At 45.1% G+C, this 11,227-nt stretch carries 11 protein-coding genes, 2 tRNA genes, 1 rRNA gene, 1 pseudogene and 1 riboswitch; of the genes and pseudogenes, 2 read left to right on the top strand and 13 right to left on the bottom strand.

The window, feature by feature from the left end; all coding sequences use genetic code 11:
• Nucleotides 1-31: 31 nt before the first annotated feature.
• Nucleotides 32-107, bottom strand: a tRNA-Val gene (locus RIN81_RS07545).
• A gap of 20 nt (nucleotides 108-127) precedes the next feature.
• Nucleotides 128-243: ribosomal RNA gene (gene rrf / locus RIN81_RS07540) — 5S ribosomal RNA — on the bottom strand.
• Nucleotides 244-500: 257 nt separating this feature from the next.
• Between rrf and RIN81_RS15805 the strand changes: the two are divergent.
• Nucleotides 501-1,203, top strand: a pseudogene (locus RIN81_RS15805) (MgtC/SapB family protein).
• A 70-nt stretch (nucleotides 1,204-1,273) separates the two neighbouring features.
• Here the strand turns inward: RIN81_RS15805 and RIN81_RS07530 are convergent.
• The 8 genes from RIN81_RS07530 to RIN81_RS07495 all read right to left on the bottom strand — a co-directional run bounded on the left by RIN81_RS07530 (nucleotide 1,274) and on the right by RIN81_RS07495 (nucleotide 8,035).
• Nucleotides 1,274-1,346: transfer RNA gene (locus tag RIN81_RS07530), tRNA-Ala, on the bottom strand.
• A 92-nt stretch (nucleotides 1,347-1,438) separates the two neighbouring features.
• Nucleotides 1,439-2,794, bottom strand: coding sequence for a glucose-6-phosphate isomerase (locus tag RIN81_RS07525; RefSeq protein ID WP_309088891.1), 1,356 nt, complete (start codon nucleotides 2,792-2,794; stop codon nucleotides 1,439-1,441).
• Nucleotides 2,795-2,901: 107 nt separating this feature from the next.
• The gene (locus RIN81_RS07520; RefSeq protein ID WP_309088889.1) at nucleotides 2,902-4,059 is read right to left on the bottom strand and encodes an iron-containing alcohol dehydrogenase; all 1,158 of its coding nucleotides are present in this window, start codon (nucleotides 4,057-4,059) and stop codon (nucleotides 2,902-2,904) included.
• Nucleotides 4,060-4,159: 100 nt separating this feature from the next.
• Nucleotides 4,160-5,404: a Glu/Leu/Phe/Val family dehydrogenase gene (locus RIN81_RS07515; protein ID WP_251269730.1), complete on the bottom strand. Its 1,245-nt coding sequence runs from the start codon at nucleotides 5,402-5,404 to the stop codon at nucleotides 4,160-4,162.
• Nucleotides 5,405-5,504: 100 nt separating this feature from the next.
• Nucleotides 5,505-5,870, bottom strand: coding sequence for a S1 domain-containing post-transcriptional regulator GSP13 (yugI, locus tag RIN81_RS07510; protein WP_050183036.1), 366 nt, complete (start codon nucleotides 5,868-5,870; stop codon nucleotides 5,505-5,507).
• Nucleotides 5,871-5,983: 113 nt separating this feature from the next.
• Complete coding sequence (locus RIN81_RS07505) at nucleotides 5,984-7,168, bottom strand: aminotransferase (protein ID WP_309088886.1); 1,185 nt, start codon at nucleotides 7,166-7,168, stop codon at nucleotides 5,984-5,986.
• Complete coding sequence (locus RIN81_RS07500; protein ID WP_251269732.1) at nucleotides 7,168-7,668, bottom strand: Lrp/AsnC family transcriptional regulator; 501 nt, start codon at nucleotides 7,666-7,668, stop codon at nucleotides 7,168-7,170. The genes RIN81_RS07505 and RIN81_RS07500 overlap by 1 nt, the downstream gene beginning before the upstream one ends.
• A gap of 103 nt (nucleotides 7,669-7,771) precedes the next feature.
• On the bottom strand, nucleotides 7,772-8,035 hold the full coding sequence (locus RIN81_RS07495; protein ID WP_309088884.1) for a DUF1871 family protein: 264 nt from the start codon (nucleotides 8,033-8,035) through the stop codon (nucleotides 7,772-7,774).
• Nucleotides 8,036-8,087: 52 nt separating this feature from the next.
• On the opposite strand from RIN81_RS07495, the gene RIN81_RS07490 reads away from it, so the two are divergent.
• A complete protein-coding gene (locus tag RIN81_RS07490) occupies nucleotides 8,088-9,257 on the top strand; it encodes a MalY/PatB family protein (protein ID WP_309088882.1) in 1,170 nt (389 codons plus the stop codon).
• A gap of 36 nt (nucleotides 9,258-9,293) precedes the next feature.
• Here the strand turns inward: RIN81_RS07490 and queE are convergent, their stop codons facing one another.
• From queE to queC, 3 genes are read right to left on the bottom strand one after another with little or no spacing between them, the layout of a single operon-like run.
• Nucleotides 9,294-10,004, bottom strand: a complete 711-nt coding sequence (gene queE, locus RIN81_RS07485) for a 7-carboxy-7-deazaguanine synthase QueE (RefSeq protein WP_309088880.1) — start codon at nucleotides 10,002-10,004, stop codon at nucleotides 9,294-9,296.
• Complete coding sequence (queD, locus tag RIN81_RS07480) at nucleotides 10,001-10,438, bottom strand: 6-carboxytetrahydropterin synthase QueD (protein WP_309088878.1); 438 nt, start codon at nucleotides 10,436-10,438, stop codon at nucleotides 10,001-10,003. The genes queE and queD overlap by 4 nt, the downstream gene beginning before the upstream one ends.
• Entirely contained in the window at nucleotides 10,435-11,100 is a 666-nt protein-coding gene (queC, locus tag RIN81_RS07475) for a 7-cyano-7-deazaguanine synthase QueC (protein ID WP_309088876.1), read from the bottom strand. The genes queD and queC overlap by 4 nt, the downstream gene beginning before the upstream one ends.
• Before the next feature lie 74 nt (nucleotides 11,101-11,174).
• A riboswitch (PreQ1 riboswitch) is annotated at nucleotides 11,175-11,218 on the bottom strand.
• Between the last annotated feature and the right edge of the window lie 9 nt (nucleotides 11,219-11,227).

The following is an 11,227-nucleotide window of genomic DNA, read 5'->3' as shown; positions in this document are numbered from 1 at the left end:
TGCTCTACCAATTGAGCTACACCGGCATAAATGGTGGAGGATGACGGGATCGAACCGCCGACCCTCTGCTTGTAAGGCAGATGCTCTCCCAGCTGAGCTAATCCTCCACATATGTAATAAGTAAATCACCAGGCAGCGTCCTGCTCTCACAGGGGGAAACCCCCAACTACCATCGGCGCTGAAGAGCTTAACGGCCGTGTTCGGGATGGGAACGGGTGTGACCTCTTCGCTATTGCCGCCTGACTTTTTTACGACATTTATTATTATAACATATTAAACGAATTTAGCAATCCATTTTCCAAATAAACTTGTAAGCAATTTGTTTTTTACTGCTAACGACAAAAAATAATATATCATAACTCTTTATCTTTATGCAAGTATTTTAAGAAGAATGTTTTCTTCTTTTTCAAACTGAAAAGAAACTCACGTTTAATTACTTATCCTGTATAATACGAAACAAACACCTAAAGACTCTCCTTTATAGGAAGGCGGCAGATTGTATGGAATGGATAATTGATACTTCTTTACTGCTTAAGCTTAGGTTATCCGGCGGACTCGGGCCATTATAGGCTTAGAACGCGAATTAAAAAGCAAGCCGGTCGGCTTAAAAACAAGCATTATGATCTCCGTTATCAGCTGCCTGTTAACCGCTGTTTCAGTGGAATCTGTTTATCTTTATCATGGAGATGCCGATATAAATGTGACCATGGATCCTTTGAGATTAGCCGCCCAAATTGTTTCCGGCATTGGTTTTCTCGGTGCAGGTGTAATCCTGCACCGGGCAAATGACACCGTTTCCGGCTTAACGACCGCGGCCATGAGCTGGGGCGCTGCAGGTATGTATTGGTATTATTGTCGGTGCTGGCTTTTATGCGGCGGCACTTGCAGGTGCAATCCTTATTATCCTGGCTGTAGAAATGCTGCCTGTTGTTCTTCGGTTTGCCGGTCCAAGCCGCCTCCAGGAGAAAGACCTGTACATTAAATTAAGAACTGCCTCGCATCATTCATGTTGAAGAAATTTTAAAAGACGTAGAAAAAGGCAAAATTTCCGTTAAAGAAATTCGTATTTTATATGATGAAAAACGCCATACTCATTTACTAGTTTTTACCGCAGGTGTATATTTCAAAAGATGAACTACAGAAGTTTATTATACCTTATCTGAAATTCCCCATGTGCAATCTGTTGAGCTTGAAAGCACATAAGCAGACTTCCTCTTCTTTTAAACAATAAAAAAGCTGTTCCAATTGGAACAGCTTTTCATTCATCAATGTATGGAGACTATCGGGATCGAACCGACGACCTCTTGCATGCCATGCAAGCGCTCTCCCAGCTGAGCTAAGCCCCCGTTTTTAAGATATATGTATTTCTTAGCGTCTAGATTAAATTATAAAGATTTTTTCAGTTAATGCAAGTCTTTTTTTAAAAACTTCGGGGGAATTATTCCCCGCGAAGTCGTTTTTCAAGCTCAGCTTTCTTTTCTTCAAAACCTGGTTTGCCAAGAAGCGCAAACATATTCACTTTATATGCTTCTACGCCCGGCTGGTCGAATGGATTCACACCAAGAAGGTAGCCGCTGATTGCGCATGCTTTTTCAAAGAAATAAGCTGTGTAGCCGAATGTGTACGCGTCCATAGCTGGAATAGAAACGGTTAAGTTCGGTACACCGCCATCCGTATGAGCAAGAAGTGTGCCTTCAAATGCTTTATTATTCACGAAGTCTACTGTTTCACCTGCCAGGTAATTTAACCCATCCAGATCATTTTCTGCTTTTTCAATCGTTAAGGATTTACGCGGGTTTTCAACACGAACAACGGTTTCAAACAAGTCGCGGCGCCCTTCCTGCACATATTGGCCCAATGAATGAAGATCTGTTGAGAAATTGGCAGATGACGGATAAATACCTTTAAAGTCTTTTCCTTCACTTTCACCAAATAACTGCTTCCACCACTCAGAGAAGTATTGAAGCCCTGGCTCATAGTTAATCAACATTTCAATTGTTTTGCCTTTGTTGTACAAAATATTACGAACTGCTGCGTACTGGTACGCTTCATTTTCTTGAAGTTCAGACGAACTATACGCTTCACGAGCATCGCGCGCTCCCTGCATCATGGCTTCAATATCCGCCCCTGCTGCTGCAATTGGCAGAAGGCCTACGGCTGTCAAAACAGAATAACGGCCGCCGACATCATCAGGAATAACAAATGTTTCGTATCCTTCTTCATCCGCAACGGTTTTTAAAGCGCCGCGTGCTTTGTCCGTCGTTGCGTAAATACGGCTCTTCGCTTCTTCTTTTCCATATTGTTTTTCAAGCAGGTCACGGAACAAGCGGAATGCAAGTGCCGGCTCTGTTGTAGTACCGGATTTGGAAATAACGTTAATCGACCAGTTTTTTCCTTCCAGCACTTCGATAAGGTCACTCATGTATGTAGAACTAATGTTATTTCCGGCAAAGAATACTTGCGGGCCGTTGCGCTTTTCAGATGAAAGCACGTTGTAGAAGCTGTGGTTCAGCATGTCAATTGCTGCACGGGCGCCAAGGTAAGAGCCGCCGATACCGATTACCACTAAAACATCAGAGTCCTGGCGGATTTTTCCGGCTGCTTTTTGAATACGGGCGAATTCTTCTTTATCATAATCAACCGGAAGGTCGATCCACCCAAGGTAGTCGCTTCCCTGGCCTGTTTTTTCATGCAAAGAATGGTGAGCTACTTTTACAGCGTCTTTTAAATAATCGATTTCATGTTCTCCGAAAAAAGGCAGTGCATTTGAGTAATCAAACTTAATATGCGTCATTCTTCATTACCCTCCATCTAAACGGTATTTTTCCACTTAACTGTATACGACTGTACGCGGTTTCGCAAGGAAAAAAACAAGGAAAAACCGGGCTTAATTCTGCCCGGTTAAAGTGATGCACGTAAGATCGCGACTACGTCTTCCCGGTCCAATTTAGTAAAATTCCCAAATGGACCATTAAATAACGTTTTTTCCGCCATTTCCTCAAGACGGCTGTCATCAATATCGTAGTCAGCAAGGCGTGACGGAGCTCCGATCGATGTCCAGAATGTACGAAGTGCTTCGATCCCTTCCAAGCCTGCTTCGCGATCTGATCTCCCTTCTGGGTCTACATCAAAAACACGTACGGCGAGCTGCTTGAAGCGTTCCGGTTTCACATCGATATTGTGTTTCATCCAATTTGGAAAAATAATCGCCAGGCCGCCGCCATGCGGTATGTCGTACACAGCTGACACTGCATGCTCAATGTTATGGGTTGCCCAGTCGCCGCGGTACCCCATTTGCAGCATACCGTTTAACCCAAGCGTGCCGGCAAACATTACTGTTTCACGCAGCTTTTCATCCTGAAGGTTATTCATAAGCGCCGATGCTTTTTCTAAGAGTGTTTTCATTGTCCCTTCAATTAAACGATCCTGCACATCGGTTTCTTCTGCGTTGTGGAAGTATTGTTCCAACATATGTGACATCATATCTACGATCCCATAGATGGTTTGGTCACGCGGCACCGTTAATGTCCATTTCGGATCACAAATAGAAAATTTCGGGAAGGTGTGCGGGCTTCCCCACCCAAGTTTTTCATTTGTATCCCAGTTTGTAATAACGGATCCCGAATTCATTTCAGAAGCAGTCGCTGCGTGGGTTAAAATTGTTCCAAATGGGAGCGCTTCTTCCACAGTGGCTTTTCGTGTAATAAAATCCCATGGATCTCCTTCAAATTTTGCGGCTGCTGCAATCGCTTTGGTACAGTCAATCACACTGCCGCCTCCAACCGCAAGAATAAAAGAAACATCATTTGCCTGGCACAGTTCTGCACCGCGCTTGACCGTTGAAAGGCGAGGGTTCGGTTCTACACCGGAAAGCTCCGTAATATTAAAGCCGTCAAGCTGCTCAATGACTTCATCGTAAAGACCGCTTTTTTTAATGCTGCCGCCTCCATAAACGAGAAGGATGTTTTCACCAAACGGAGCAACATTATCCCGTAATTGCATCGCCGTATCTTTACCGAAAATCCACTTTACCGGATTCCAATACACAAATTGATTCATTTATTTCAGCTCCTTTTCTTTTTCATTATGCGAAAGAAGCTGTTTGTTTTTCAACTGATTGACCTTGAGGCATAAAAAAACCGGCTGATCATCAGCCGGTTTATACCCATCCTCTAAACTTGGAAGCTTCTGCCGCGCGGCGTACGCCGACCATGTAGGCGGCAAGACGCATATTGACACCGCGTGTTTGCGCAACTTCATAAATATTATCAAATGCTTTTGTTAAGTTGTCATGCAATTTTTTATTTACTTCTTCTTCCGTCCAATAGTAGCCCTGGTTGTTTTGCACCCATTCAAAGTAAGATACCGTTACACCACCAGAGCTTGCCAGAACATCTGGAACAAGCAAAATATCGCGTTCTGATAAAATCTTTGTTGCTTCAAGCGTTGTTGGTCCATTTGCCGCCTCTACTACAATGGATGCTTTAATATTATGTGCATTGTCAGCGGTAATTTGATTTGAGATAGCCGCCGGCACCAAAATATCACACTCCATCTCTAAAAGCTGCTGGTTTGTAATTGTATTATCAAACAGTGTCGTAATCGTTCCAAAACTATCACGGCGATCTAATAAGTAGTCAATATCGAGACCGTTCGGATCATAAAGTCCGCCATACGCATCTGAAATGCCAACGACTTTCGCTCCGGCATCATGCATAAATTTCGATAAAAAGCTTCCGGCGTTTCCAAATCCCTGAACGATCACGCGAGCGCCTTTAATATCAATGTTTCGCTTTTTAGCAGCTTCGTGAATACAAATCGTTACACCTTGGGCAGTCGCTTTTTCACGGCCATGTGATCCTCCAAGTGCGAGCGGCTTTCCGGTAATAAATCCAGGTGAATCAAATTCACGAATCCGGCTGTATTCATCCATCATCCAGGCCATAATCTGGGAGTTCGTATACACATCCGGAGCTGGAATATCTTTTGTCGGGCCGACAATCTGGCTGATCGCCCGAACATAGCCACGGCTGATATTCTCAATTTCACGCATAGACAGCTGACGAGGATCACATACAACGCCGCCTTTTCCGCCGCCATATGGAAGATCTACAATGCCAGCTTTTAGCGTCATCCACATCGATAGCGCTTTCACTTCTTCTTCATTGACTTCAGGGTGAAAGCGGACTCCGCCTTTTGTCGGGCCAGGTGCGTCATTATGCTGCGCCCGGTAGCCGGTGAAAATTTTAACCGATCCATCATCCATTTTCACCGGAATGCGCACCGTCATCATCCGGAGCGGCTCTTTCAACAGCTCGTACATTTCTTCTGTGTAACCGAGTTTTGTCAGCGCTTCTTTAATGACATTCTGGGTTGATGTGAATAAGTTTAAGTTCTCAGCCATGTACCTTCGCCTCTTTTATTCTCATTTTTTCAATCTTGCTTTTTGCTTCCGTTTTCATTTTCATTTTACGCCGGTGCAAGGATGATTCGCAAGCAATCCGTCACCCTTTTTTTCGTTCTTCTTTCATTGATTGCTCGATCCACTCCTGCAGCTTGTCCTGTAGTGGATGGAAACCGTCTCCGTCATCATCAATGCGAATACCGCGCCGATGGTTTCGGCCCCCTTCGTCTGTTGCCCGGATCGACAAGCTGATCTTGCTTTCGTCTTCATTTACCGATAGCACTTTTACCGTAATTTCATCGCCCACCGTTAAATAATCATGGACATCACGGACAAATCCATGGGTAATTTCCGAAATGTGGACAAGTCCCTGACGGCCATGATCCAGCGCTACAAATGCACCATATGGCTGGATGCCGGTAATTTTCCCGGTCACAATTTGTCCCGGTTCAAATTTTGGTTCCATCAAATCTCTCCAGTTTTTTTGTGGTTTCTTGTTTTATGCGTCGCGATATTATATCACACTTTTGATTGACATAACATTATCTACCGGTTTTTTAACAAAAAAAGAAGTGCCGTTTACACGGCACTTCTTTTCTGCTTCTCTAAAAAGCGGCTAATTCGTTTGATGGCTTCCTGCAGCTGGCTCATAGAGGATGCATAGGAACAACGAATGTACCCTTCCCCTCCCTTACCGAACACGGAGCCCGGCACTACAGCGACTTTTTCTTCAAGCAACAGCCCTTCGGCAAACTGTTCAGAAGTTAAACCTGTTGATTGAATGGATGGAAACACGTAAAAAGCACCGCCCGGCAAATGACAGTCAAGACCGATTTCTTTAAACGACTGCACCATGTAATTACGACGCTGCCGGTAATCTTTTTTCATGCTTTCCACGTCCGCCATTCCGTTCTGCAAAGCTTCGACGGCTGCATACTGTGCAGGTGTAGAAGCACACATCATCGTATATTGATGAATTTTCAGCATGGCCCGTGAGATTTCTTCGGGCGCGCATGTAAAGCCAAGCCGCCAGCCGGTCATGGCAAACCCTTTGGAAAAGCCGTTAATTAAAATCGTCCGCTCTCGCATTCCACTAAGTGATGCGATCGATGTGTGTGACTGATCGTATGCCAGCTCTGCGTATATTTCATCTGCAATTACAAGCAAATCGTGTTTTTTCACAATCGAAGCGATCGCTTCAAGATCCTCCCGGTCCAGCTGTGTGCCGGTCGGGTTATTTGGATAGCAAAGCAAAACGGCTTTCGTTTTCGGGGTAATCACTGCTTCAAGCTGCTCCGGCTGCAGTTTAAAGCCGGTCTCTCCCGTTGTGCCAATCGTTACAGCATGACCGCCTGTCAACTCTACCAGGGGAGCGTAAGACACAAAGCAAGGCTCTACCACAATGATTTCATCACCTGGGTCAATAATCGCACGCATCGCAATATCGAGTGCCTGACTTGCCCCTACCGTAACAATCACTTCTTCTTTCGGAGAATAACTTACTCGAAACCGGTCTGCCATATAACGGGCGATCTCTGTCCGCAGTTCTATTAAACCGGCATTCGCCGTATAAGAGGTGAAGCCTCGCTCTAATGAATTGATAGCAGCTTCCCGTACAGACCATGTAGTGACAAAGTCGGGCTCTCCTACACCGAGAGAAACAACTCCTTCCATTGTCGCAGCCAGGTCAAAAAATTTCCGGATACCGGACGGGCGCATTTTTTCCACAGACTTTGCAACATAACTTTTTTTAGTGAGTGTCATTATGGCGACACCACGATTCGGTTATCTTCACGCTTTGATGCATAAATCTTGCCATCATGCTTATATTTTTTCAATTGAAAATGAGTAGTTGTGGAAACGACTGAATCAAGCGTAGATAATTTTTCAGAAACAAAGCGGGCAATTTCATTCATGGACTGCCCTTCAACGGTTACCGATAAATCATAAACCCCTGACATTAAATAAACAGAGCTGACTTCTTTGAAGCGGTAAATCCGTTCTGCCACTTCGTCAAAACCGACACCTCGTTTCGGCGTGACTTTCACGTCGATCATCGCCGTTACACCTGTGAAATTGTCCATCTTCGCCCAGTCAACAAGTGTGGCATAGTGAACAATCACCTTTTCTTCCTCCAGGCGGCGAATCGTCTCCGCGACTTCAGTTTCTGACGTACCGATCATTTTGGCAATGTCCGCTGCCTCAAACCGTGCGTCTTTTTGCAGAATTTCCAGAATTTCCACTTCTTTTTCATTCAGCTTCATTACGAATCCTCCTCAACGATATCAAAAGCTACATGGCTCATTATAGCAAAAAACGAAACGGTTTGTGTACCTCACTAAAAATTACGATTATATTTGTGTTTTTTCACAAAGAGCAAGAAATGGTTTGTTTAATAGAAAGCAGTTTTTTTGCGAGATGAATAGGATCTCCTCCCGGCATCGGAGCATCAAACGAATGCTCATAAATGCGGCGAATCTCTGCCGCCAGCTTTTCAGCATCGTCCTCCCGGTGAACCGCATAAATCACATCCGCCATTTCTGTATCGTAAAATCCTTCTCCTGCTTTATAAGGGTCAAACACCTGCAGTACGTCTGCAAGCGCAAAGTTTAATTGAGCAGTTTCATTCATTTGTATCACCTTCCAACTTGATGTATGTTTATTGTCAAGGAGAGTGAAAGGCATGTCAAGATTTGATGAAGTCATTGAGCGCCGCGGAACAAACGCGGTAAAATGGGATGGATTAAAAACCGTATTTGGCCGCGAAGATGTCTTGCCGATGTGGGTGGCAGATATGGATTTTAAAGCGCCGGATGTTGTGATTGAAGCCATTAAACAATCAGCGGAGCATGGCGTGTACGGCTATACGATTGTACCAGACTCTACGCGGGAGGCTATCGTCAACTGGATGCAAGACCGGCATGGCTGGGCCATAAAAAAAGAATGGCTGCTGTTTAATCATGGTGTGGTTCCGTCTATTGGTGCAGCTGTTGAAGCGTTGACCGAGCCGGGAGATGCGGTGATTGTGCAGCCGCCTGTTTACAATCCATTTTTTGATATGATTCAGCGAAACGGGCGCACGCTTGTATACAATGAGCTGCTTCTTCAAGATGGGCGTTACGAAATGGATTTCGCGGATCTTGAACAAAAAATGGTTCAAGAGAAAACAAAAATGATGGTGCTCTGTTCCCCTCACAATCCAGGCGGCCGTGTCTGGACAGCGGAAGAGCTAGCAAAAACAGCGGACCTGTGTGAAAAGCATGGCGTTATCCTTGTTTCAGATGAAATTCATTCTGATTTAACACGCACGCCTCATAAACACGTCCCCGCTGCATCACTGAAAGAAGAATATGCAGCTTTTACGATTACACTTGTCGCCCCAAGCAAAACGTTTAATTTAGCCGGCCTGCAGGCTTCCGCTCTTATTGTGCCGGATAAAACCATTCGCATGAAACTGCAGACGCTGTTTGCGAAACAAGGTCAGTTTACGCTGAATCAAATGGGCATTGTCGGTATGGAAGCGGCTTATCGATACGGCCATGAGTGGCTCGATGAAGTGTTGGAATATATTCATGGAAATGTACAGCTAGTAAAAGAATATGCAGATGAACATATTCCCGCTCTTTCTGTTATGGAACCGGAAGGAAGCTATCTCGTTTGGGTAGACTGCCGAACACTTGGCCTTTCAGACAAAGAGCTGCTGGATCTTTTTCTCAAGCATGGTGTGGCTCTCGGAAACGGTGCTAAATACGGACCGGGCGGAGAAGGATTTATGCGGATTAATGTCGCCTGCCCGCGCTCTGCTGTGGCTGAAACGATGGAACGAATGAAAAGAGCCATAGAATCCCTTTAATCGAAAAAAACCAGGCCGCAGAACGGCCTGGCTTTTTTATACACCCTTTTTGTTTCCCCAAACAAATGTATGCAGCTGCGGAAGCACCCGCACTCGTTTAAAATCAGCATCCGGCATAACAAGGTTAATCAGCCATTCGTACCGGCCTGCTAAGTGTGCAAGCAGCCGGCTGTCATCTTCTTCATCAAGCCGGTCGTTGCCTACCTGCAAATAAAACGGCACATCCGGAAACCGTTTATGCACACTCTTTGCATAAGCTAAATCTTCTTCATTGAAAACAACCACTTTTAAGCTGACAGACTGGCCGGCTGTCTGCGTAACAACATGAGCCAGTTTATCAAAGTCCGTCACCATGCCAGAGCTCGGCGGCTTTGGCGAAATCGTCAGTTCATCAATATCTTTAAACCAGGGCTGATACTTTGTTCCCTGTGTTTCAAGCGCAGATGTGATGCCTTTTTCTTTAAACAGCTCAAGTAACCCATCAATATGCGGCAATAGCGCAGGGTTGCCTCCTGAAATCGTTACATGATCAAACGTATTTCCTCCAACACTGCAAAGCTCTGCCCAAATTTCTTCCGGTGTCATTTTACAAATCTCTTCTTTGGCACTTCCATCCCACGTAAAAGCCGAGTCACACCAGGAACAGCGATAATCACAGCCGGCCGTCCGGACGAACATTGTCTTGCGGCCAATGACGGCTCCTTCTCCTTGAACAGTCGGACCAAAAATCTCTAATACAGGAATCATACAAAATCACCTTTTTTCGGACGGAAAACCACATAGCTTGTTGGTGTTTCACGCACAAACACCTGAAGGCATTTTGGCTTATTGGCCGTTTGATCGAGTTCTTTTTGGATCACTTCCCAAATTGTGCGGGCTACCACTTCCGTTGTGGGAAAGCGTTCTGAAAGATCTTCGGAAAAAAGCCCATCTTCGTTTAAAAGAGTATGGTCGAAACGTTTATGCACAAGTGACTTGATCAGCTGAAAATTCACTAAGAAGCCGGAATCGTTCAGCTGGTCCCCAGCAACCGTAATGTTGACGAAGTACGTATGTCCATGTATGTTCCGGCAGGCTCCCGCTTCTTCATGCGGCACATAGTGCGCTGCGGCAAAATGAAAATCTTTGTTTAATTCATAGCGGAAATCGTGCGCTGGCGCTGGATAAATCTGCTGCATCATTGCACGCCGCCTCCTTTTTGCTCTATAAACTGATCAAGGCCGTTTTGACGCAGCTGGCATGCCGGGCATTCGCCGCACCCCGATCCCTTTATTCCGTTATAGCAGGTAAGCGTCCGATCCCGTACATATTCAAAAGCGCCCAGTTCATCGGCAAGCTTCCATGTTTCTTTTTTATCCAGCCACATAAGCGGGGTATGAATCACAAAATCATGGTCCATTGATAAGTTAAGCGTGACATTCAATGATTTTACAAAAGAATCACGGCAATCCGGGTAGCCGCTAAAATCTGTTTCGCATACGCCTGTTACAATGTGACGGGCTCCAGCCTGCTTGCCAAGAATCGCCGCAAACGAAAGAAACAGCAGATTGCGTCCTTCCACAAATGTAGATGGAAGCTCCCCTTCTTTGATTTCAATATCGATGTCAGAACGAGTGAGTGCACTCGGTGCCAGCTGGTTTAACAATCCCATATCAAGCACATGGTGCGGCACCTCTAAATCCGCGGCAATTTCTTTTGCCACCTCAATCTCAGCATCATGCCGCTGTCCGTAATTAAATGTTACTGCAATCACATCTTTAAAGGTTTGTTTGGCCCAGAACAAGCATGTAGTACTGTCCTGACCGCCGCTGAAAACAACAACGGCTTTTTCATTTTTTAACATATAGTTTTCCTTCTTTCTTATTCGAAAGAAATGGAACGCGAAGACACGAGAAAAAAAACCGGCAGATGACGGTTTTTTCCTTAGTTTTTTATAGAGGGAATTCGCGAACCTCTCCCGCCCTGGAGCG

Origin of the sequence: Domibacillus sp. (assembly GCF_031181085.1) — a bacterium.
GTDB lineage: Bacteria > Bacillota > Bacilli > Bacillales > Domibacillaceae > Domibacillus.
This window is presented reverse-complemented; position numbering and strand designations above follow the sequence as displayed.

What these genes read in the sequence shown, in the direction of transcription:
- RIN81_RS07505 (WP_309088886.1), bottom strand. Translation starts at nt 7,168, where the DNA reads ATGACACTCACTAAAAAAAGTTATGTTGCAAAGTCTGTGGAAAAAATG.
- RIN81_RS07500 (WP_251269732.1), bottom strand. Translation starts at nt 7,668, where the DNA reads ATGAAGCTGAATGAAAAAGAAGTGGAAATTCTGGAAATTCTGCAAAAA.
- RIN81_RS07525 (WP_309088891.1), bottom strand. Translation starts at nt 2,794, where the DNA reads ATGACGCATATTAAGTTTGATTACTCAAATGCACTGCCTTTTTTCGGA.
- RIN81_RS07520 (WP_309088889.1), bottom strand. Translation starts at nt 4,059, where the DNA reads ATGAATCAATTTGTGTATTGGAATCCGGTAAAGTGGATTTTCGGTAAA.
- yugI (WP_050183036.1), bottom strand. Translation starts at nt 5,870, where the DNA reads ATGGAACCAAAATTTGAACCGGGACAAATTGTGACCGGGAAAATTACC.
- queC (WP_309088876.1), bottom strand. Translation starts at nt 11,100, where the DNA reads ATGTTAAAAAATGAAAAAGCCGTTGTTGTTTTCAGCGGCGGTCAGGAC.
- RIN81_RS07515 (WP_251269730.1), bottom strand. Translation starts at nt 5,404, where the DNA reads ATGGCTGAGAACTTAAACTTATTCACATCAACCCAGAATGTCATTAAA.
- RIN81_RS07490 (WP_309088882.1), top strand. Translation starts at nt 8,088, where the DNA reads ATGTCAAGATTTGATGAAGTCATTGAGCGCCGCGGAACAAACGCGGTA.
- RIN81_RS07495 (WP_309088884.1), bottom strand. Translation starts at nt 8,035, where the DNA reads ATGAATGAAACTGCTCAATTAAACTTTGCGCTTGCAGACGTACTGCAG.
- queD (WP_309088878.1), bottom strand. Translation starts at nt 10,438, where the DNA reads ATGATGCAGCAGATTTATCCAGCGCCAGCGCACGATTTCCGCTATGAA.
- queE (WP_309088880.1), bottom strand. Translation starts at nt 10,004, where the DNA reads ATGATTCCTGTATTAGAGATTTTTGGTCCGACTGTTCAAGGAGAAGGA.